The sequence below is a fragment of the Streptomyces sp. NPDC044106 genome, assembly GCF_056433985.1.
Genome location: NZ_JBWKFZ010000003.1, coordinates 34,190 through 54,573 on the forward strand (window position 1 = coordinate 34,190; position 20,384 = coordinate 54,573).

The following is a 20,384-nucleotide window of genomic DNA, read 5'->3' on the forward strand; positions in this document are numbered from 1 at the left end:
GATGCGGGGCGCTCAGGCCTCCTGGGTCTCCCCCAGCACGGCCGGGCGGCGCGAGGCGATGACCTTCCTGGCCAGCGCGCGCGGGCTGGTGAGGAAGCCCCAGCCCCACGACATGTGCATGGTCGCGAGCGCCACCGGGATCTGCAGGCGCGCCTTGAGCGGCAGGCCCTTGCCCGCGGGGACGGACCCGGCGGCGATGGCCGCGAGGTAGCCGCCCGGGATGACGAAGCCCCACGGCGTGAGCGCCGCACCCACGACGATGCCCGCGGCTATCGCGCAGACCGCGGTCGGCGGCGCGAGGTAGCGCAGGTTGATGGAGCCCTCGTGGTAGCGGGCGACGACGTGCCGCCAGCGGCCGTAGTCCTTGTACTGCTTGGCCAGCGCCTTCACGCTCGGGCGCGGGCGGTAGGAGACCTTCAGCTCGGGCGAGAACCAGATCAGGCCGCCGGCCTCACGGATGCGGAAGTTCAGCTCCCAGTCCTGGGCGCGGATGAACTCCTCGTTGTAGCCGCCCTGCCGTTCAAGGGCCTCGCGGCGGAAGACGCCCAGGTAGACCGTCTCGGCCTGCTGGGGCTCGCCGCCGGTGTGGAAGGCGGCGTTGCCCACGCCGATCTTCGAGGTCATGGCGGCGGCGACCGCCTGCTCCCAGGCGTTCTGGCCCTCGGCGTGCATGATGCCGCCGACGTTCATCGCGCCCGTCTCCTCCAGGAGGCGGACCGCGGTCGTGATGTAGCCGGGCGAGAGCGCGGCATGGCCGTCCACGCGGACCACGATCGGGTGACGGGACGCCTTGATGGCGGCGTTCAGCGCCGCGGGCGTACGCCCCGTCGGATTGGGGACCGTGTGGACCCTCGGGTCTTCCCTGACCAGCTCGGCGGCGATCTCGTCCGTGCGGTCGGTGGAGGGGCCGAGCGCGACGACGACCTCCATCTCGCCCGCGTACTCCTGCTGCAGGATCGCGTGCACGGCCTCGCGCAGATGCCGCTCCTCGTTGAGGACGGGCATGATCACGGATACGGCTGGAGGCTGCGCCTCAGACTTCGCGTTCATCACGCGTCACGTTACCGCGAATGGGGGACACGGACGCGCGCCGTCCGGGTCGCTACCCCGGTCCGCATTTCGTATGGCATTACCTTTCTCGGGTTCCCAGGCCCGTCCGCCCGCCCGTCTACCGCCCCCGGCCGCCGTCTCCGCGGAGGTGTTCCGCACGTGCCCGCACCGCCCCGCTCCCCCGCCCCCACGCCGCGCCACCCCCGCCCACCGGCCCGAACGTCCGCACGGCGGCCGAGGCGTGGGAAACGGCCGCGGTGGGCGATGCGGACGGCGACCACGTTCTCCGTGGTGGTCCTCGCGGCGGCGGGCATCGGGCACTCCGTCGTCACCAGCCTCGACACGGGCATCAAGCGGGTGGACGCCTTCAAGGACATGAAGAACCGGCCCGAGTCGGGCAACGGCATGAACGTCCTGCTCGTCGGCACCGACGGCCGCGACAAGATCACTCCCAAGGAGAAGGCGAAGTACCGCCTGGGCGGCGCGCCCTGCCACTGCACGGACACGATCATGATCGTGCACATCTCGGAGGACCGGGACCGCGCGAGCGTCGTGAGCCTGCCCCGGGACAGTTACGCGGATCTGCCCGCGCACACCGACATCAGCACCGGCGAGAAGCATCACGAGCACCCCAACAAGATCAACGCGGCGTACGCGGAGGGCGGCCCGAACCTCACGGTGCGCACCGTCGAGCACATGACGAAGGTCAAGATCGACCACTACCTGGAGGTCGACTTCCTGAGCTTCATGAAGACCGTGGACGTCCTCGGCGGGGTCGAGATCTGCACGCCGCGGCCACTGCAGGACTCCCACACCGGACTGAACCTGACCGAGGGAAAGCACCAGCTGGACGGCGGCGCGGCGCTGCAGTTCGTCCGCTCCCGGTACGTCGACGGGGCCTCCGACCTGGGCCGCATGCAGCGTCAGCAGCGTTTCCTCGCGGCGCTCATCGCGAAGGCGACGAGCAGCGGAGTGCTGCTGAACCCGGTCAAGTTCCGCGACGTGACGCGGACGCTGCTCGGCTCGGTCCGGGCGGACAAGGGCTTCGGGACGGGCGACATGCTGGATCTCGGGCAGGCCATGCGGGGCTTCTCGCCCTCGTCCTCGGAGTTCACGACCGTGCCGCTGAGCCCCATGGGCCAGAACGTGCCCGGCATCGGCGCCACGCTGAAGTGGGACCCGTCGAAGTCCGGCCGGCTGTTCGACGCGCTGCGCGAGGACCGGCCGCTGGCACAGCACCGCAGGAAGTCCAGGGCCACGATGGTCGACGTCTCGCCGCAGCAGATCCGGGTCCAGGTGGAGAACGGCACGGGGACGCCGGGGCTCGGGCAGCGGGTCGACGCGGGGCTGCGGGCGACGGGGTTCCAGACCACGGGGGCGCCGGTGGACGTGCCGGGCGCGGCGGCGCGGCCGGCTCCGCGCACCGTGGTCACGTTCGACCCCCGCTGGGACCGGTCCGCGAAGTCCCTGGCGACGGCGCTTCCGGGGGCGGAGATGCGGGCGGTGCCTGGGCAGGGGCCGACGCTGAAGGTGATCGCGGGGACGGATTTCAGGGCGGTGCGGGGGGTTCGGGCGGAGGATTCTCGGCAGGGGGAGTTCGGAGCGGTGACGGGGGACGAGGTGGTTTGTTCCTGACCTTGGGGGTCAGGGGGACTCGCGGCTTCCCTGCGGGGGGGGCGTTGCGGTTCTTGTCTGCGGGTGCGTTGTGGCTGGTCGCGCAGTTCCCCGCGCCCCTGGTCACCCTGGCCACTGCCACCCCTAGGCCCTGGCCTCCCGGGGAGCCGCAGAACCGGCGCAGGCCCCTTAAGGGGCGCGAGGAACTGCGCGACAAGCCACGTATCACCCGCAGACAAAACCCAACCGGGCCCACCCCAAAGGGGCGCGGGGAACTGCGCGACCAGCCACCTGTCACCCGCAATCGAAAACCCAACCGGCACAGGCCCCATAAGGGGCGCGGGGAACTGCGCGAGAAGCCGCCGCTCACCCGCACCCGCACGAATCCGCCCAAGGCGCCCCCGCCACGCCTACTCGTCGAAGCCCTCCGCCGCCCGAGCCTCCCGCAGTTCCTTGATCGCGCGGCGGCGGGCCAGCCGATGCGTACGGCGGATCTGCGCCTCCTGGTAGCGGCGCCGGTCGCGGTCCGTCTCCGGTACGACCGCCGGCACCGTCCGCGGCTTGCCGTCCGCGTCGACCGCGGCGAAGACGAGGTAGGCCGAGCCCACCTGCTGCGCGGGCGTCGACTCGTTCCAGCGCTCGGCGAGGACCCGGACGCCCACTTCCATGGAGCTGCGTCCGGTCCAGTTGACCTGCGCTTTCACATGGACGAGGTCGCCCACGCGGACCGGCTCGAGGAAGACCATCTCGTCCATGGACGCGGTGACCGCGGGACCACCCGAGTGGCGTCCGGCGACCGCCCCCGCCGCGTCGTCCACCAGTTTCATGATCACCCCACCGTGCACCGTACCGAGGAGGTTGGTGTCGTTGTGGGTCATGATGTGGCTCAGTGTGGTGCGGGACGCCGAAGTCGGCTTGCCCGGAATTTCCGACTCCGAGCCGGGGGCCTGGTCTGTCATGCCCTCCACCCTATGCCGGACGTATGTCCGACCCTTCCCCCGCCCGTTTTGCATCAGCTCTGCAACAGCCCTGACCCGAATTCCCGACCGCCCTGTAAGGCGCACGCCTCCAGGCGGCACACTGGGCCACATGAGCGATTGGCCTGACGATCAGGGCGGCGGCCGGGGATACGGCCGCGGCCGCGGCGACTCCCAGCCCGAGGGAGCCCGCGTAATGCGGCACATCCAGCGCGGCCAGCCCTCCCGTCCGGCCGGTACGCCGCCCGGCGGGGTCCCGCCGCAGCCCGCGTACGACGACGGGTACGGCGACCAGTACGGGAACGGGCAGCCGTACGGCGACGCCCGCGACGACGTCTTCGAGCCGCGGACCCCGCGCCAGGACCCGTACGGCCAGGGCCCCGGCAACGCGTACGACAGCGGCTACAACACCGGCCAGGTCTACGGCCAGCCCAACGGCGGCAACGGCGGCCAGGGCGGCACCGGACAGCCGCCGCGCGCCCCGCGCCCCGCGCCGAACTGGCGCAAGCGGATCAAGTGGGGCGCGATCACGGTCGTCAGCGTCCTCCTCGTGACGTCCGTCGTCACGTACTTCTGGGCCGACTCCAAGCTCAAGCGCGAGGTCGACCTCTCCAAGGTCATCGAGCGGCCCGAGGGCGGCGCCGGCACGAACTACCTGATCGTGGGCTCCGACAGCCGCGAGGGCATGACCGCCGAGGACAAGAAGAAGCTGCACACGGGCTCCGCCGAGGGCAAGCGCACGGACTCGATGATGATCCTGCACGTCGCCGACGACGGCGGGAACACCATGATCTCGCTGCCCCGCGACTCGAACGTCACGATCCCCTCCTTCAAGGGCGCCGAGTCCGGCAAGCTCTACCCGAACCAGGGCCGCCAGACGAAGCTCAACGCGGCGTACGCGGAGGACGGCCCCGAACTCCTCGTCCGCACCGTCGAGTTCAACACCGGTCTGAAGATCGACCACTACGCCGAGATCGGCTTCGGCGGCTTCGCCAAGATCGTGGACGCGGTCGGCGGCGTCGAGATGGACATCCCCAAGGGCTTCAAGGACAAGAAGTCCGGCGCCGACTTCGAGGCCGGCAAGCAGACGCTCGACGGTGAGCAGGCCCTCGCCTTCGTCCGCACCCGCTACGCACTCCCGGGCAGCGACCTGGACCGTACGAAGAACCAGCAGAAGTTCCTCGCGGCCCTCGCCAGCCAGGCCGCGACGCCCGGCACGGTCATGAACCCCTTCAAGCTCTACCCCATGATGGGCGCGGGCCTGGACACCCTGATCGTCGACAAGGACATGGGGCTGATGGACGTGGCCTCCATGTTCTGGGCCATGAAGGGCGTCACCGGCGGCGACGGCAAGTCCATGAACATGCCGCTCGCGGGCCAGACGGGCGGCAACCTCCTCTGGGACAAGGCCAAGGTCAAGAAGCTGGTCGAGGAGCTGAACAACGACGACGAGGTGACGGTCTCGGGCAACTGAGGCCGGTCCCGGGCACTGAGGCCGGTCCCGGGCAACGAGGCTCTCGGGCGGCAACGAGGTCGTTCGCGCGGCGGGAACGCTCTCCGTCGCGTACGAGAAGGGGCTCCACCGATTTCGGTCGGCGGGGCCCTTCCGCGTTCCGCGCGGCGCGCCATGCGCCTCCCCCGTGGACCGCCGCGTACCCCGAACGCTCCGCCCGCCGCGAAGCAACAGCCGTGCCGTGCCACCGTGATGGGAACTGCCGCCCGCCGACGTCCGGAGCACCTGCCATGGCAGATCTGCAGGAGGAACTCTCCACCCCCGCCGAGGCGGGGGAGCTCGACGCGCTCCCCGCCCCGACCGAACCCGCCCTCTCGCCCGACGAGCCCCGGGCGTCCGGGGCACCCGGGGCACCCGGGGCGCCGCACGCGACCGCCGAGCCGCCGCCCGCGCGGGCCTCGTTGCCGGGCCCCGAGCCGTTCCCCCGCCGCGAGCCCCTGCCCGGCCGGGAACCGCTGCCCCCGCCGGAGCGGCTTCCCGTGCCGGAACCGCTGCCCGTGCACGAGCACGAGCCGCTGCCCGAGCGCGAAACGGCGTCCGGCCCGGCGGAGCGGGCCCGTGCGCTGCTCGCCTCGCATCCGGTCGCCGACGGCTACAGCGGGCTCCCCTGGGCGCTGCGCGAGCTGCCCTGGTACGACTTCGAGACGGGCGACAGCGGCCTGGAGAGCGACGTGCCGCGGCTGCGCGCGGGGCAGGTCGGCGCGCAGTTCTGGTCCATGCACGTGCCCGAAGGGCCGTGTGCCGACCGGCCCGTCGGCGCGACGCTCGAACAGATCGACTTCGCGAGGCACGTCATCGACGCCCACCCGGAGGCCCTGCGGCTCGTGCGCAACGCCTCGGAGGCCGCCGACGCGCGCAACTGCGGCCGCGTCGCCACGCTGCTCGGCCCGGCCTGCGGCGCCGCGCTCGGCGACTCGCTGGGCGCCCTGCGCGCGCTGCACGGCCTGGGCCTGTGCGCGGTCACCCTCTCGGGTACGTCGTGGGCGGGTCCCGGCGGTCTCACCCCGTTCGGCGAGGAGGTCGTCAGGGAGATGAACCGGCTCGGGGTCATCGCGGACCTCTCCGGCGCGTCCGAGACGACGGCGCGGCGCGTCCTCGCCGTCTCCAAGGCGCCGGTGATCTTCACCCGTTCCGGGGCGCGGGCCCTGCGTAACCATCCGGCGAACCTCTCGGACGCGCTCCTTGGCGCGGTGGGCGCCGCCAAGGGGTTGTGCCTGGTGCCGCTCGCCGCCGACCGGACCGGTTCCTCCGTACCCGAGGTGGCGGACCATCTCGATCATGTACGCCGGGTCGCCGGGCCGGAGTGCGTCGGCCTCTCGGGGACGTACGACACCGCCGAAGCGCACCCGGAGGGCCTGACCGACACGGCGAGCTACCCGCGGCTGATCGCCGAGCTCGTCGAACGCGGCTGGCCCGAGGCCGACCTCTCCCTGCTCACCTGGGGGAACGTGCAGCGCGCCCTGCGCGGTGCGGACTTCACTGCGCGGGCCACGCGCGAGCGGCGGGCCGCGTCGACGGCGCGGATAGAGCATCTGGACGGCTGACCGGCCGGGCCCCTGCCTCGGGCGGGGCCCGGTCGCGTGACGGTCGCGTGACGTCGGTCAGGGGATCTTGCAGAGGCAGAAGGGGTGGCCCACCGGGTCCGCGTACACGCGGAAGTCCCGCTTCCCGCCGTCGTCGTCCAGGTCGAGGGGGCGCGCGCCGAGGGCGAGCACCTTCTCCTCCGCGGCGTCGATCTCCTCGATCGTGCGCCCCGCGTCGAGGTCCAGGTGGACCTGCTGGGCGTTCACGTCCGAGCGCGGCCACTGCGGGGGACGCAGGTCGCTCACCCGCTGGAACGACACCTTGACGCGGCCGGGCATGACGAGGTCGACCCAGTCGCCGTCCCCCTCGATCGTGCCGCCGATGATCTGGGCGTAGAACTCCGCGAGCCTGCGCGGTTCCGGACAGTCGAGGACGACGTTGCGCAGGGTTGCGATGGGGGCGGCGTCGGAGGTGCCTGTGGTGCTAGAGGTGCTGGTGTTGCCATGGGGGTCAGCCATGTCTCGCTCCTTCTCAACTGGCACAGAGACAGAACGGGTGCCCGGCGGGGTCCGCGTAAACCCGCCAGGAGCGGTCGCGGTCGGCGGCGTCGAGGACCGTGGCGCCGAAGGTCAGGATCTCCTTCTCCACGGCGTCCATGTCGTCCACGGTGAAGTCGAGGTGGAACTGCTGGCCTCCGTCGGGGGCGGGCCACCGCGGCGGGCGGTGGCCCGGGGCCTTCTGGAACGCGATGGGCGGGCCGCCGTGGCCTTCGATGCCGACCCAGGCCTCTTCGTCGGCGGGGTCGGGGACGGGGGTGCCGCCGACGATCTTCGCGTAGAACTCCGCGAGGGCGTGGGGGTCGGGGCAATCAAGGACGACGGCGCGGAAGGCGGCGAGGGGCATCTGTTCTCCCGTGAGGATTGCCTGATGGAAGCCTCGACCTCCAATCGACGGAAGCCTTGATCTCCGACTATTGCTTCATGATCCTCGACCGGCTCGGTTTCCGCGCGATTTTTCGCGCCGCTTCGCGCCTCTTCGCGCCTCTTCGCGCGGTTCCCCGCGCCTCTTCGGGCGGTGGGTCAGGCCGACGGGCGGCCCATGGCCCGGTAGGTCCAGCCCGCGGTGCGCCAGGCCGTGGGGTCCAGGGCGTTGCGGCCGTCCAGGATGGTGGGGGTTGCCGCCACCGCGGCCAGGTCCGCGGGGTCCAGGTCGCGGAATTCCCGCCATTCGGTGAGGTGGAGGACGACGTCCGCGCCCCGGACCGCGTCGAGGGCCGTGTCCGCGTAGCCGAGGGTGGGGAAGAGGCGGCGGGCGTTCACCATGCCCTTGGGGTCGTACACCGTGACCTGGCCGCCCTGGAGGTGGATCTGACCCGCGACGTTGAGCGCCGGGGAGTCGCGTACGTCGTCCGAGTCCGGCTTGAACGTCGCCCCGAGCACCGCGACCCGCTTGCCGAGGAACGAGCCGCCGCCCAGCGCCTCGCGGGCCATCTCGACCATCTGGCCGCGCCGCCGCATGTTGATGGAGTCGATCTCGCGCAGGAAGGTGAGGGCCTGGTCGGCGCCCAGTTCGCCCGCACGGGCCATGAACGCGCGGATGTCCTTCGGCAGGCAGCCGCCGCCGAAGCCGATGCCGGCCCGCAGGAATTTCTTCCCGATCCGGTCGTCGTGGCCGAGGGCCTCCGCCAGCTTCACGACGTCGCCGCCTGCGGCCTCGCAGACCTCGGCCATGGCGTTGATGAAGGAGATCTTCGTGGCGAGGAAGGAGTTGGCGGAGGTCTTCACCAGTTCCGCGGTCGGGAAGTCGGTGACGACGAAGGGCGACCCCTCCCCGAGCGGCGTCGCGTAGACCTCGCGGAGCAGCTTCTCGGCGCGCTCGCCGCGTACGCCGACGACGATGCGGTCGGGGTGCAGCGTGTCCTGCACGGCGAAGCCCTCCCGCAGGAACTCGGGGTTCCAGGCCAGCTCGACCTCGTCGCCCGCCGGGGCCAGTTCGGCGAGGCGCGCCGCGAGGCGGTCCGCGCTGCCGACCGGCACCGTGGACTTGCCGACGACCAGCGCGGGCCGGGTGAGGTGCTTGGCCAGCGAGTCGAGGGCGGAGTCGACGTACGACATGTCGCACGCGTACTCCCCGTGCTTCTGCGGGGTGTTCACACAGAGGAAGTGGACGTCGCCGAAGTCGGCGGCCTCGGCGAAGTCCATCGTGAAGCGCAGGCGCCCGCTGGAACCCTCGATGCCCGCGACGTGCTTGCGCAGGAGTTCCTCCAGGCCGGGCTCGTACATGGGGACCTCGCCCCGCTGGAGCATCTCGACCTTCTCGGGCACGACGTCAAGACCCAGCACCTCGAAGCCGAGCTCGGCCATGGCCGCGGCGTGTGTGGCCCCGAGATAGCCGGTACCGATCACGGTGATCTTGAGGGCCATGCGGTGCTCCAGAGGTCTGCGGGCTGCGGTGCGCGACCGAGCATAGTCGGGCCTTCGCGGGGCGCTCACCGGGCACGTTCGGCGCTGTCGGCAAGCTCACGTATCCGTCCGGCGGACGCACCACTAAAATTCGGGTTACTTAACGGTAATTAGCGTCCTTGGAGCGTGAGAGACCTTGGCCGGATCGGCTGATTTCGACCTGTACCGCCCGTCCGAGGAGCACGACATGCTCCGCGACGCGATCCGTTCGCTGGCCGAGGCGAAGATCGCGCCGTTCGCCGCCGCGGTGGACGAGGAGGCCCGCTTCCCGCAGGAGGCCCTCGACGCGCTGGTGGCGAACGACCTGCACGCGGTGCACGTGCCGGAGAGCTACGGCGGCGCGGGCGCCGACGCCCTGGCGACCGTCATCGTCATCGAGGAAGTGGCCCGCGTCTGCGCCAGCTCCTCGCTGATCCCCGCCGTCAACAAGCTCGGCTCGCTGCCCGTCATCCTCTCCGGCTCCGAGGAGCTGAAGAAGAAGTACATGACGCCGCTCGCGGGCGGCGAGGGCATGTTCTCGTACTGCCTCTCCGAGCCGGACGCCGGTTCGGACGCGGCGGGCATGAAGACGCGCGCGGTCCGCGACGGAGACTTCTGGGTGCTCAACGGCGTGAAGCGCTGGATCACCAACGCGGGCGTCTCGGAGTACTACACGGTGATGGCCGTGACGGACCCGGAGAAGCGCTCCAAGGGCATCAGCGCCTTCGTCGTCGAGAAGGGCGACGAGGGCGTGTCCTTCGGCGCCCCGGAGCGGAAGCTCGGCATCAAGGGCTCCCCCACCCGCGAGGTCTACCTCGACAACGTCCGCATCCCCGCCGACCGCATGATCGGCGAGGAGGGCACGGGCTTCGCGACCGCCATGAAGACCCTGGACCACACCCGCATCACCATCGCGGCGCAGGCCCTCGGCATCGCGCAGGGCGCCCTCGACTACGCCAAGGGGTACGTCAAGGAGCGCAAGCAGTTCGGCAAGCCGATCGCCGACTTCCAGGGCGTCCAGTTCATGCTCGCCGACATGGCGATGAAGATCGAGGCCGCCCGTCAGCTCACCTACGCCGCCGCGGCCAAGTCCGAGCGCGGCGACAAGGACCTCACCTTCCAAGGCGCGGCCGCCAAGTGCTTCGCGTCGGACGTCGCGATGGAGGTCACGACGGACGCCGTCCAGCTGCTCGGTGGCTACGGCTACACCCGGGACTACCCCGTCGAGCGCATGATGCGCGACGCGAAGATCACGCAGATCTACGAAGGCACGAACCAGGTCCAGCGGATCGTGATGGCGCGGAACCTGCCGTAGCAAGGTTTTCGCAGGTCAGCGGCCACTTTCGATGGCTCGCGGCCCGTGATCGGCTTCCGGTCCGTTCGGGCCCTTTTCGGGCCGGTCATGGGCGTCATGCTGGGGAAATCCTGGGCTGACGCCGCGCGGGAAACTGCCTCCGACCTGCACAAACACCACGGCCCCCGGCGTGACGCCGGGGGCCGTTCGTGTGTGCTCTTTTCAGGCGACTTCGGTTCGCGCGGTGGGGTCGTCTGCACCTGGCGTCAGCATCGTCGCGATGGCTGCCCGCCCGCGCTGCTCGGCCCCTTCGAAGATGTAGTGATAGTGCTCGCGCAGTACGTCCGTGCTGCTGTGGCCCATCCAGTCGGCAACGTCGTTCTCGGGGACGCCCGCGTACAGAAGCCGTGATCCGTAGTAGTGCCGCATGGAGTGCGGCTTGCAGTACGCCACCCCTCCCTTGGTCAGGGCCACGAGCCAAATCTGGCGGTAGAAGTACGAGGCGTACAGATACCCGGTGCACACTGCGCGATGACAGTTCCACGCACCTCCAGGCACCGGGCGCCCATTCTCGGGAACCCACGCCGGCCGCTCCGGACCGCGACGTGAACCGCGCCAGAAGCGCCCCGGGCCGAATGGGCCGGGGCGTTCTTGCTTTGCTTCGATGCTCAGGCCACCTGGGCATGGGCGATCAGAGTTCCGATGTGATCGGGTTCCGGAGCGTCCAGGATCTGTACGTCCGCTTCCCTGAATCCAGCTTTGAGCAGGAGGCTTGCCCACTTCCGGGGTGTGTAGCCGTATCGGTAGGTGTACATGGCCTTGCCCGCGAACCCGCCCTTGTACATACCCTGCGGGCCGTACGCGCCAGGGATGGCCGGGGGGTGAGAGAACGTGAGCACACCGCCAGGGTTCAGCCGCTCAGCAATCAAAGGAAGCAGCTTGGCCGGATCGGTGAACCACACGGCCCCGAAGATTGAGTACACGGCGTCGTACGTCTCCGTTGCGCTGCTCAAGTGGTCCAGTACCTCAGCGCAGACGAACCGCGCTCCCAACGGGCCCCACCGTTCCGTGATGTTCGCGACCATGACGGGTGAGAGGTCCACACCGGTTGCCTTCACACCGTTCTGTGCGAGGTAGGCGAGCGCTCGTCCCGTGCCGCATCCGATTTCCAGCACGGTTGCCGGATCGCCCAGAAGTTCGGGGCCGGGCCCGTGCCCGGAGTACTGCGTCCAGCAGAAAACAGGGTCGGATTCGAGGACCTTGTCCTTGGTGCTCTGCGCGAAGGTGTCCCAAAGTTCGCGTTCGCTGTCGATGTCGTGTCGTGCGGGCAACGGGGCTTCCTCTGTGTCGGAGCGGGCAAGAGGGTGCCCCCGCCCCTCGTGCGAAGTCGGGGGCGAGGGCACTCTAGTCCCGGGTCAGTGGCTGTCGGGGACCTTGTTGTCACACGGTGAGCAGTCGGACTCGTCCACCGCCCACAGCTCGTCATCGACGGCGAAGCCGTTCTTGCGCAGCAGCTCGGCCGTGCGCATTACGGTGCCGTCCCGGCGACGCTCGATCAGCGGGGCATGGTGCTTGTACCGCCCGCCGTTGTACTCCTCGCACAGCGCGAAGTAGAGGGGCGTGTCGAGGATGAGCTGATGGACACCTACGTCCACGGTCTTGCCGACGCCCATGTCCACACCGGGGCATTCCATGGCGGTGATCAGGTACGCGATGCCCTGACCGAGGATGCGCTCAGCAAGGCTCGGCACGGCCACGCTGTCCCGGAGCAGGAGCGCCACTTCCCGCTCCCACAGGTCGGCCACACCTACGTCCGCGACGAGATGCGCAACGCGCTCCTGCACTGCGTTGAGGATGATGCGCGGATCGCGGGTCCGCGTCTGGACTGCTGCGCTCATCGTGCGTCTCCTCCTGCTGTGGAGTGGTGCACTGCACTTGCTGCCCCGGACGGCCGACTCCGCTTCACGGTGGCGTGTGACCGGCCGGGGACTTGACCCGCTCCCCGCTGGGTAGCCTGACTGGCCAGCGGGGAGCGGGAACTCATGGATGCGCTGAGGTGAGCTTCCCGGCAGCCGCCATGACCAGGAGCACCACGGCTGTACCCCACGTCAGCAGGGCCAGGATTGCGCCCCCAGAAAGACCCGTCGCGGCTGACCTTCCAGCCCCGTAATCGGCTCACCGACTGACACCGGGCGAGGTGAGGCCGCGCACATTGCGGTGGTGCCTGACCAAGGCTCGAAGTTGGATCAGCTCTCTGTCACTGGCTGCTCGGACAGCCACGGCGCGGGTATGCCAGCGAAGGCCCGATGGTCGTTTCAAGGTCAGCTTGGTGCCGCGCTGCTCGTGGACGACTCCGACCATCTGGCTGCCTTTGTCGAACACCGCAGCACCCGGCTCCCACTCCGCAGTCATGTCCGCACCCTTCAGCAGGTTCGCCACCGCGTTCATTTGCGGCAACCCCAAGGAAAGCGCAGGGAGTTCAAGCGCTCCACGGCATCAATGCGGCACTCTTGAGGCAGTTCCATGCACGCGAATGCAGCAGGTCCAGGGCACAGGAAGGGGCCGTCATGGGACTGGCGGAACGGCGCAAGGCCTTGGGCTACAGTCAGGAGGAATTGGCCGAGCTGCTCGGCGTGGACCGCACGACGGTCGGACGCTGGGAAGGTGGCAAAATCAAACCTCGGCCACCCCAGCGACGAGGATTGGCCGCCGCCCTCGAAGTCAGCCTCACCGAGCTTGACGCCCTCCTGGCGCCGCCACGAGCCACGGACCAGGAAGCTGCCGAACGTCAGTCCAGTGACCAGACAGGCGCGGGAGACCCCGACGAAATGATCCGCCGCGAGTTCCTCCGCATCCTCACCGTCAGTGGGGTCTTGACTGCCCTGCCACTCGATGAGGCAGAAGCCCTTACCGAGGGGGTCTGCCGGGGCGCGCCGGCAGACTTCGCGCGGATGAACAGCCACCTTTGGCAGGTCTATCAGATGACCCGATCCAAGGGCGCCGTCTATCCCATCGTCCGTGACCAGCTCACGACTCTGAACGAAGCCCTGGCTGCGGGGACTCAGGGCAACTTCCGCCCGCTCCTGAATGCGGCGGCCGACCTGTTCCAACTGGCTGGTGAAGTCTCCTTCGACGCCAATCGGTACACCGACGCAGCCGCCGCGTACTCGCTGGCAGCTTCCGTCAGCAAGGACGCTAGGGCGTATGACATGTGGGCCTGCGCCCTCGTTCGGCACGCCTATGTGGACATGTCCGAGCGCCGCTGCCAAGAAGCCGCCCAAATCCTCGAAGCCGCTGAACGCGTCGCAGATCGGGGTGATAGCGGCCTAGCTACCCGGTACTGGGTCGCATCAGTACAGGCCGAAGCGCATGCTGGACTCGGCGACTTGTCAGCATGCGAACGGGCACTGGACCGAGCTGAGGAAGTTCAGCACCTCACCACAGACTGCACGAACGGTGGCTGGCTTCGGTTCGACGGCGACCGGCTGGGTGAAGAGCGTGGGGCCCGATACGTCCAGCTTGGCCGCCTCGACTTGGCGGAAGAGACCCTCAAGCGGGCGCTGAACCAGACCGCTCTGGCAGCAGGACACTCATACCGCCGAAGGGGGGCAGTGCTAACCGACCTTGCGGCTATCGGTGCAAAGCGACGCGACCCCGAGCAGCTCGTCACGTACGGCCGGGAAGCTCTCGGCCTGGCCCAAGCCTCAGCCTCCGGATACGTCGCCCGTAGACTCCAAGCCCTGTGCGAGAAGTTCGGCCCCCTGAGCAACGACCATCGTGTGGCGGAGCTGGGGGCGGCCATCGCCATGCTGAGCACGCCGTAACGAGAGGGATGGCATGTCGCAGATCGCAGGTGCACGACTGTTCCGGGAAGCGTGGATCGCAGGAGTTCACCGACACTTCCCGGGAGAGCCCAAAGCCGGGTACGTCACCCCCTGGGATGACACGCCCCAATGGGAACGCGAAGCCGCAGACGCCGTGTATGAGCAGGTCCGCCAGTTCGTCGAGATCAGCGGTGGTCACGCGTCCAGGCTCTCTCGGGAGCAAAAGAGCCGGTTCGTGGCGACTTGCTGGACTGCGCAGATGTTCAAGCACTTTGAGGACCCGAAGCCGGGATACGTCGCTGACTGGGCCGATCTCCCGAAGTGGCAGCAGGAAACCGACGCGGACATCTTCGAGGCCATCGCAGAGAGTCTGGTCAGTTAGGGCCCACACTGCTTGGCCACGTGCCCAACGCACGACCAGACGGTCCGAAGCGGCCAGGCCCGGTGACTCCCTGATGATCATGGGGAAATGCTGGGGGATGCCCTCCGCAGGAGGGGTGTTCATGCAGGTCAGGGCGTTACATGCCGTAAAGCACGCAGATCTACGAAGGCACGAACCAGGTCCAGCGGATCGTGATGGCGCGGAACCTGCCGTAACTGAACTGGTCTCACCTGCATGAACGCAACGGCCCCCGGCACTCTGCCGGGGGCCGTTCGCGTCGACTCTGTCAGGCGACTTCGCAGGCAACGTCCGGTGCGGCACGGTTCGGGGAGCACGTCACCAGGGCTACGGACAGGAATGCGGGCCGCTCCAGGTAGAAGCCGTGGGACACGTCTCCGCCCCAGCCCAGCCGTTCCGCAGCGGAGTGGACCAGCAGCGCCAGCCGCGTGCTGTCACGGTCGGACTCGGAGGCGAACCGGGATGCGGTCAAGCGATCACGCTTGCCGGAACAGGAAACCGCGGATCGTCGTGGCGAGGAACCTGCCGTAGCTGTCAGGTAGGTGTTCTTACGTCGGTGGGGTGCTGCCCGGGCCGGCAGCACCCCATCCGTGTGTGCGGGAGCGGCTAGCCGTCCAGCTGGGCGAGAGTCGCGATCGACGGGCCCCTGCGGGACTGGAGGTCCCGCGCCACGTCTTCCGCCGCGCCGAGGACCCGTACCGCGTTCTGCCACGTCAGCTTCGCGAGGTCGGGCTTCGACCAGCCGCGGTCGAGGAGTTCCGCGATCAGGTTGGGGTAGCCCGCCACGTCGTCCAGGCCGGACGGGGTGAACGCCGTGCCGTCGTAGTCGCCGCCGATGCCGATGTGGTCGATGCCCGCCACCTCACGCATGTGGTCCAGGTGGTCGGCGACCGTGGCCGCGGTGGCGATCGGGCGCGGGGTCGACCGCTCGAACGCCTCGTGGACCTTCATGGCCTCGGGGGTCGTGTCGAGGTGGTGGAAGCCGTGGGCCCGCATGCTCTCGTCGGCCGCCAGCGTCCAGTCGACCGCCGCCTGGAGGACGAACTTCGGGACGAAGGTCGCCATCGCCACGCCGCCGTTGGCGGGGAGGCGTTCCAGGACGTCGTCGGGGATGTTGCGCGGGTGGTCGCACACCGCCCGCGACGAGGAGTGCGAGAAGATCACCGGGGCCACCGAGGTGTCCAGGGCCGCCCGCATCGTCGTCGCCGCCACGTGGGAGAGGTCCACCAGCATGCCGACGCGGTTCATCTCACGTACGACCTCGTGGCCGAAGGGCGAGAGGCCGCCGACGCCCGGCTCGTCCGTCGCCGAGTCCGCCCACGCGATGTTGTCGTTGTGCGTGAGCGTCATGTAGCGGACGCCGAGGGTGTGCAGGGCCCGCAGCGTGGCGAGGGAGTTGTTGATGGAGTGGCCGCCCTCGGCGCCCATCAGGGAGGCGACGCGCCCCTGGGAGCGGGCCTCCTCCATGTCCGCCGCTGTCAGGGCGCGGGCCAGGTCGGCGGGGTGGCGGGCGAGCAGCCGCTCGACGCAGTCGATCTGTTCGAGGGTCGCGCTCACCGCGGAGTCGCCGGTCAGGTCGGTGCGTACGTACACCGACCAGAACTGCGCGCCGACGCCGCCCGCGCGCAGCCGGGCGATGTCCGTGTGCAGGCGGCCCGTCTGGTCGGCGGCTATGTCGAGGCGGTCGATGTCGTAGCCCGCCTTCTCGCGCAACGCCCACGGCAGGTCGTTGTGGCCGTCGACCACCGGGAAGTCGGCGAGGAGGGCGCGGGCTTCGTCGAGTGACGTCATGCGCTCACTTTCCCGAACCGAAGCCGGAACCGAAGCCGGAACCGAAGCCGAATCCGGCTTTCGCGCCGTCGACCTTGGCGCGCAGCCGCTTGCCCTTCTCCGTCGCCTGGTCGTTCAGCTCCTGCTGGAACTCCCGCATGCGGGCGAGGAGTTCGGGGTCGTGCGCGGCGAGCATGCGGGCCGCGAGCAGGCCCGCGTTGCGCGCGCCGCCGACCGAGACCGTCGCCACCGGGACGCCCGCCGGCATCTGCACGATGGAGAGCAGGCTGTCCATGCCGTCCAGGTACTTCAGCGGGACCGGCACGCCGATCACCGGCAGCGGGGTCACCGACGCGAGCATGCCGGGCAGGTGCGCGGCGCCGCCCGCGCCCGCGATGATCGCCTTGAGGCCGCGCTCGGCGGCCTGCTCGCCGTACGCGATCATCTCGTGCGGCATGCGGTGCGCGGAGACGACGTCGACCTCGAAGGGGATCTCGAACTCGGCGAGGGCCTGGGCGGCGGCCTCCATGACGGGCCAGTCCGAGTCGGACCCCATGACGATGCCAATAACGGGGGAGGTCATTCGGTGATCGTTCCTCTGAGGTAGCCGGCTGCGTGGCGGGCGCGGTCGAGGACCTCGTCCAGATCGTCGCCGTAGGTGTTCACGTGACCGACCTTGCGGCCGGGCTTCACGTCCTTGCCGTACATGTGGATCTTCAACTGCGGGTCGCGCGCCATGCAGTGCAGGTACGCGGCGTACATGTCGGGGTAGTCCCCGCCGAGGACGTTGGCCATCACGGTCCACCTGGCGCGCGGGCGCGGGTCGCCGAGCGGCAGGTCGAGGACGGCGCGGACGTGGTTGGCGAACTGCGAGGTGATCGCGCCGTCCTGCGTCCAGTGGCCGGAGTTGTGCGGGCGCATCGCCAGTTCGTTGACGAGGATGCGGCCGTCGCGCGTCTCGAAGAGCTCAACCGCGAGGTGGCCGACCACACCGAGTTCGTTGGCCACGTTCAGCGCCAACTCCTGCGCCTGGCCCGCCAGTTCCTCGGAGAGGCCGGGGGCGGGGGCGATCACCGTGTCGCAGACGCCGTCGACCTGCTGGGACTCGACGACGGGGTACGCGACGGCCTGGCCGTGCGGCGAGCGGACGACGTTCGCCGCCAGTTCGCGCACGAAGTCGACCTTCTCCTCGGCGAGCACGGGGACACCGGCCCTGAAGGGGTCTTCGGCGTCCTCGACGGAACGTACGAACCACACCCCCTTCCCGTCATAGCCGCCCCGCACCGTCTTGAGGATCACGGGGAAGCCGTCGCCGCCGTCCGCCGCGCCCTCGGCCGCGAAGGCGGCCACGTCGGCCGGGTCCCTCACGATCCGATGGCGCGGGCAGGGCACGCCGATCTCCGTGAGCTTCTCGCGCATCACGCCCTTGTCCTGGGCGTGCACCAACGCGTCGGGCCCCGGGCGCACGGGGATGCCGTCCGCCTCCAGGGCCCGTAGATGCTCGATGGGTACGTGTTCGTGATCGAAGGTGATCACGTCGCAGCCCCGCGCGAAGTCACGCAGCGTGTCCAGGTCGCGATAGTCGCCGATGACGACATCGCCGACGACCTGGGCCGCGGAATCCTGCGGGGTGTCACTGAGGAGCTTGAATTTCAGGCCGAGGGGGATGCCCGCCTCGTGGGTCATGCGGGCGAGCTGACCGCCGCCGACCATGCCGACTACCGGGAACGTCACACCCCCAGGGTATCGGCCGGTACCGGCCACCCGGGAACGGCCGGATACCAGCGCCCCCTGGGCCGCTCCTGTCACAGCGGCGCCACAGTGTCCGGGCGCCCGCGCGCGCCGGAGAGAGCCGCTGGTTAGCATGGCTGGGTCGACACGACCGAAACACCAATCCGTCGGCGCGTAAACAACCGGTACGAACCGACCGGTACGAATCGACGGGGGCTGGGGCGACCACCATGACGGAACGGGGCGCACTGCGGGTGCGGCTGGACAGCCTCACGCGCGAGATCGCCAAGTTCGGAGCCGTGGGGGCGGTCGGAACTCTGGTGAACTTCGGGGTCTTCAACCTCGTGCGGCACATGACGGACCTGCACGTGGTGCGGGCGAGCGTGATCGCCACGGTCGTCGCCATCGTCTTCAACTACGTGGGGTTCCGCTACTTCACGTACCGGGACCGTGACAAGAGCGGCCGCACCAAGGAACTCACGCTGTTCCTGCTGTTCAGCGTGGTCGGCCTCGTCATCGAGAACGGCGTGCTCTACGCGGCGACGTACTGGTTCGGCTGGGACGGCAAGCTGCAGGCGAACTTCTTCAAGTTCCTCGGCATGGGCATCGCGACGCTCTTCCGCTTCTGGTCCTACCGCTCCTGGGTGTTCAAGGCGCTGCCCGCCCGCGAGACCGTCGCGCATGCGGAATCGTTCCTGGAGGACGAGCAGACGGGCGAACCGCCGGTCGTACGACGCGCGAGCTGAGGCGCCGGACGGGGGTCGGGGCGGGCGGGTGGCTGAGTGGCCGCTGGCTGCTGGCTGCCGGCTGCCGGCTGCTGGCTGCTGGCTGCTGGCTGCTGGCTGCTGGCTGCCGACCGGCTAGCGCACCGGGTTGTCCTCCGGCTCGTGGTCCGTCTCCTTCGACAGCGGCGTACGCGACAGGAACAGGCCGAAGACGGGCGGCTGCGTCTGCAGCATCTCCAGACGGCCGCCGTCCGCCTCGGCCAGATCCCGGGCCACCGCGAGGCCGATTCCCGTCGAGTTCCGGCCGCTGATGGTCCGCTCGAAGATCCGCGCACCGAGGTCGGCGGGGACGCCGGGGCCCTCGTCCGTGACCTCGATGACCGCCTGATTGCCGGTGACGCGGGTACGCAGTGCGACCGTGCCGCCACCGTGCATCAGGGAGTTCTCGATCAGCGCGGCGAGCACCTGCGCCACCGCGCCCGGCGTGCCCACGGCCTCCAGGTGCCGCTTGCCCGAGCTGACGATGGCGCGGCCCGCGCTGCGGTAGGCCGGGCGCCACTCCTCCAGTTGCTGCTTGACGACCTCGTCCAGGTCGAAGGCGACGGCCGAACCGGTGCGCGGGTCACGGGAGTTGGTGAGCAGCCGCTCCACGACGTCGGTCAGCCGCTCCACCTGGGCCAGCGCGATCGTCGCCTCCTCCTTCACCGTGTCCAGCTCCTCGGTGACCGTGATCTCCTCCAGGCGCATGGAGAGCGCGGTGAGCGGTGTGCGCAGCTGGTGCGAGGCGTCGGCGGCCAGGCGCCGCTCGGCGGTCAGCATGCGTCCGATGCGCTCGGCCGATGAGTCCAGGACGTCGGCGACGCGGTCGAGCTCGGGGACGCCGTACCGCTTGTGCCGGGGGCGGGGGTCGCCGGAGCCGAGGCGTTCGGCGGTCTCCGCGAGGTCGGTGAGCGGCGAGGCGAGGCGGTTGGCCTGGCGTACGGCGAGGAGTACGGCGGCGACGATGGCGAGCAGCGCGACGGCGGCGATGATCAGCAGGGTGCGGCCGACCTCGCGGGTGACTGCGGCCTTCGGCTCCTGGACGGTGACTCGCTCGCCCTGCTCGCCGGGGCGGGTGGCGCTGATGACCTCGCCGGTCGGGCGGGTGCCGATCTCGATGGCGTCCCGGCCGGGGAACTCGATGCGGGCGTAGCGGTCGGTGGCGACCTGGTCGCGCAGGATGTCGCCGGTGATCCGCTCCTCGCTGATCAGCCGGCTGTCGACGATGCTGGCGAGGCGCAGGGCCTCGGAGTCCACGCGCTCCTGGGCGCTGCTGCTGATCGTCCTCGTCTCGACGATGACGAGGCTCACGCCGAAGACGGCGATCACCACGAGGACGACGGCGAGGGTGCTGTTGATCAGTCTGCGGCGCATGCGAGTAGTGTCCCGCGTTGCGGGCCCGCTCGGGTTCGGTGCCCTTGAGCCTTGGCCGCTCGCGCGTTCCCCGCGCCCCTCACGGGCGCTGCCGCAGGCTCCCCCCAG

At 69.9% G+C, this 20,384-nt stretch carries 21 protein-coding genes; 7 read left to right on the forward strand and 14 right to left on the reverse strand.

Features of this window, described 5'->3' with window-relative positions; genetic code table 11:
* Window positions 1-12: 12 nt before the first annotated feature.
* Window positions 13-1,050, reverse strand: coding sequence for a glycosyltransferase family 2 protein (locus AC07DI_RS05325; RefSeq protein ID WP_478902341.1), 1,038 nt, complete (start codon window positions 1,048-1,050; stop codon window positions 13-15).
* Window positions 1,051-1,209: 159 nt separating this feature from the next.
* Here AC07DI_RS05325 and AC07DI_RS05330 point away from each other — a divergent pair, with 159 nt between their 5' ends.
* Window positions 1,210-2,685 carry an LCP family protein gene (locus AC07DI_RS05330; RefSeq protein WP_478902342.1) on the forward strand — a complete coding sequence of 492 codons (1,476 nt, stop codon included), beginning with the start codon at window positions 1,210-1,212 and terminating at the stop codon, window positions 2,683-2,685.
* A 389-nt stretch (window positions 2,686-3,074) separates the two neighbouring features.
* On the opposite strand, the gene AC07DI_RS05335 is transcribed toward AC07DI_RS05330, so the two are convergent.
* On the reverse strand, window positions 3,075-3,623 hold the full coding sequence (locus AC07DI_RS05335) for an acyl-CoA thioesterase (protein ID WP_384261729.1): 549 nt from the start codon (window positions 3,621-3,623) through the stop codon (window positions 3,075-3,077).
* A 130-nt stretch (window positions 3,624-3,753) separates the two neighbouring features.
* Here AC07DI_RS05335 and AC07DI_RS05340 point away from each other — a divergent pair, with 130 nt between their 5' ends.
* Window positions 3,754-5,115, forward strand: a complete 1,362-nt coding sequence (locus tag AC07DI_RS05340; protein ID WP_478902343.1) for an LCP family protein — start codon at window positions 3,754-3,756, stop codon at window positions 5,113-5,115.
* Between the two features lie 269 nt (window positions 5,116-5,384).
* Window positions 5,385-6,698, forward strand: coding sequence for a dipeptidase (locus AC07DI_RS05345; RefSeq protein ID WP_478902345.1), 1,314 nt, complete (start codon window positions 5,385-5,387; stop codon window positions 6,696-6,698).
* Window positions 6,699-6,755: 57 nt separating this feature from the next.
* Here AC07DI_RS05345 and AC07DI_RS05350 read toward each other — a convergent pair whose 3' ends face one another.
* The 3 genes from AC07DI_RS05350 to AC07DI_RS05360 form a co-directional block, all read right to left on the reverse strand.
* Window positions 6,756-7,196: a VOC family protein gene (locus tag AC07DI_RS05350; protein WP_478902346.1), complete on the reverse strand. Its 441-nt coding sequence runs from the start codon at window positions 7,194-7,196 to the stop codon at window positions 6,756-6,758.
* Window positions 7,197-7,209: 13 nt separating this feature from the next.
* Window positions 7,210-7,581: a VOC family protein gene (locus tag AC07DI_RS05355; RefSeq protein WP_478902348.1), complete on the reverse strand. Its 372-nt coding sequence runs from the start codon at window positions 7,579-7,581 to the stop codon at window positions 7,210-7,212.
* 176 nt (window positions 7,582-7,757) lie between these two features.
* Window positions 7,758-9,101: a UDP-glucose dehydrogenase family protein gene (locus AC07DI_RS05360; RefSeq protein WP_478902349.1), complete on the reverse strand. Its 1,344-nt coding sequence runs from the start codon at window positions 9,099-9,101 to the stop codon at window positions 7,758-7,760.
* A gap of 175 nt (window positions 9,102-9,276) precedes the next feature.
* Here AC07DI_RS05360 and AC07DI_RS05365 point away from each other — a divergent pair, with 175 nt between their 5' ends.
* Entirely contained in the window at window positions 9,277-10,434 is a 1,158-nt protein-coding gene (locus AC07DI_RS05365; protein ID WP_384261742.1) for an acyl-CoA dehydrogenase, read from the forward strand.
* Window positions 10,435-10,635: 201 nt separating this feature from the next.
* Here AC07DI_RS05365 and AC07DI_RS05370 read toward each other — a convergent pair whose 3' ends face one another.
* From AC07DI_RS05370 to AC07DI_RS05385, 4 genes are all read right to left on the reverse strand, one after another.
* Window positions 10,636-10,938 carry a tyrosine-type recombinase/integrase gene (locus AC07DI_RS05370; protein ID WP_478902350.1) on the reverse strand — a complete coding sequence of 101 codons (303 nt, stop codon included), beginning with the start codon at window positions 10,936-10,938 and terminating at the stop codon, window positions 10,636-10,638.
* A 143-nt stretch (window positions 10,939-11,081) separates the two neighbouring features.
* A complete protein-coding gene (locus AC07DI_RS05375; RefSeq protein WP_478902351.1) occupies window positions 11,082-11,744 on the reverse strand; it encodes a class I SAM-dependent methyltransferase in 663 nt (220 codons plus the stop codon).
* An 84-nt stretch (window positions 11,745-11,828) separates the two neighbouring features.
* On the reverse strand, window positions 11,829-12,311 hold the full coding sequence (locus AC07DI_RS05380) for a hypothetical protein (RefSeq protein WP_478902353.1): 483 nt from the start codon (window positions 12,309-12,311) through the stop codon (window positions 11,829-11,831).
* A gap of 277 nt (window positions 12,312-12,588) precedes the next feature.
* Complete coding sequence (locus tag AC07DI_RS05385; protein WP_478902354.1) at window positions 12,589-12,861, reverse strand: hypothetical protein; 273 nt, start codon at window positions 12,859-12,861, stop codon at window positions 12,589-12,591.
* Window positions 12,862-12,980: 119 nt separating this feature from the next.
* Here AC07DI_RS05385 and AC07DI_RS05390 point away from each other — a divergent pair, with 119 nt between their 5' ends.
* A complete protein-coding gene (locus tag AC07DI_RS05390; protein ID WP_478902356.1) occupies window positions 12,981-14,237 on the forward strand; it encodes a helix-turn-helix domain-containing protein in 1,257 nt (418 codons plus the stop codon).
* Between the two features lie 13 nt (window positions 14,238-14,250).
* On the forward strand, window positions 14,251-14,619 hold the full coding sequence (locus tag AC07DI_RS05395) for a hypothetical protein (RefSeq protein WP_467869121.1): 369 nt from the start codon (window positions 14,251-14,253) through the stop codon (window positions 14,617-14,619).
* A 286-nt stretch (window positions 14,620-14,905) separates the two neighbouring features.
* Here the strand turns inward: AC07DI_RS05395 and AC07DI_RS05400 are convergent, their stop codons facing one another.
* The 4 genes from AC07DI_RS05400 to AC07DI_RS05415 form a co-directional block, all read right to left on the reverse strand.
* The gene (locus AC07DI_RS05400) at window positions 14,906-15,109 is read right to left on the reverse strand and encodes a hypothetical protein (protein ID WP_384261745.1); all 204 of its coding nucleotides are present in this window, start codon (window positions 15,107-15,109) and stop codon (window positions 14,906-14,908) included.
* A 134-nt stretch (window positions 15,110-15,243) separates the two neighbouring features.
* Entirely contained in the window at window positions 15,244-16,428 is a 1,185-nt protein-coding gene (locus tag AC07DI_RS05405; RefSeq protein ID WP_478902358.1) for a dipeptidase, read from the reverse strand.
* A gap of 4 nt (window positions 16,429-16,432) precedes the next feature.
* A complete protein-coding gene (gene purE / locus AC07DI_RS05410; protein WP_478902359.1) occupies window positions 16,433-16,990 on the reverse strand; it encodes a 5-(carboxyamino)imidazole ribonucleotide mutase in 558 nt (185 codons plus the stop codon).
* The gene (locus AC07DI_RS05415; RefSeq protein ID WP_478902840.1) at window positions 16,987-18,120 is read right to left on the reverse strand and encodes a 5-(carboxyamino)imidazole ribonucleotide synthase; all 1,134 of its coding nucleotides are present in this window, start codon (window positions 18,118-18,120) and stop codon (window positions 16,987-16,989) included. Before AC07DI_RS05415 ends, purE begins: the two co-directional genes overlap by 4 nt.
* A gap of 248 nt (window positions 18,121-18,368) precedes the next feature.
* Between AC07DI_RS05415 and AC07DI_RS05420 the strand changes: the two genes are divergently transcribed.
* Entirely contained in the window at window positions 18,369-18,884 is a 516-nt protein-coding gene (locus AC07DI_RS05420) for a GtrA family protein (RefSeq protein WP_478902361.1), read from the forward strand.
* Between the two features lie 114 nt (window positions 18,885-18,998).
* Here the strand turns inward: AC07DI_RS05420 and AC07DI_RS05425 are convergent, their stop codons facing one another.
* Window positions 18,999-20,276 (reverse strand): ATP-binding protein, encoded by a 1,278-nt coding sequence (locus tag AC07DI_RS05425; RefSeq protein ID WP_384261758.1) that lies wholly within the window; start codon window positions 20,274-20,276, stop codon window positions 18,999-19,001.
* Window positions 20,277-20,384 lie beyond the last annotated feature (108 nt).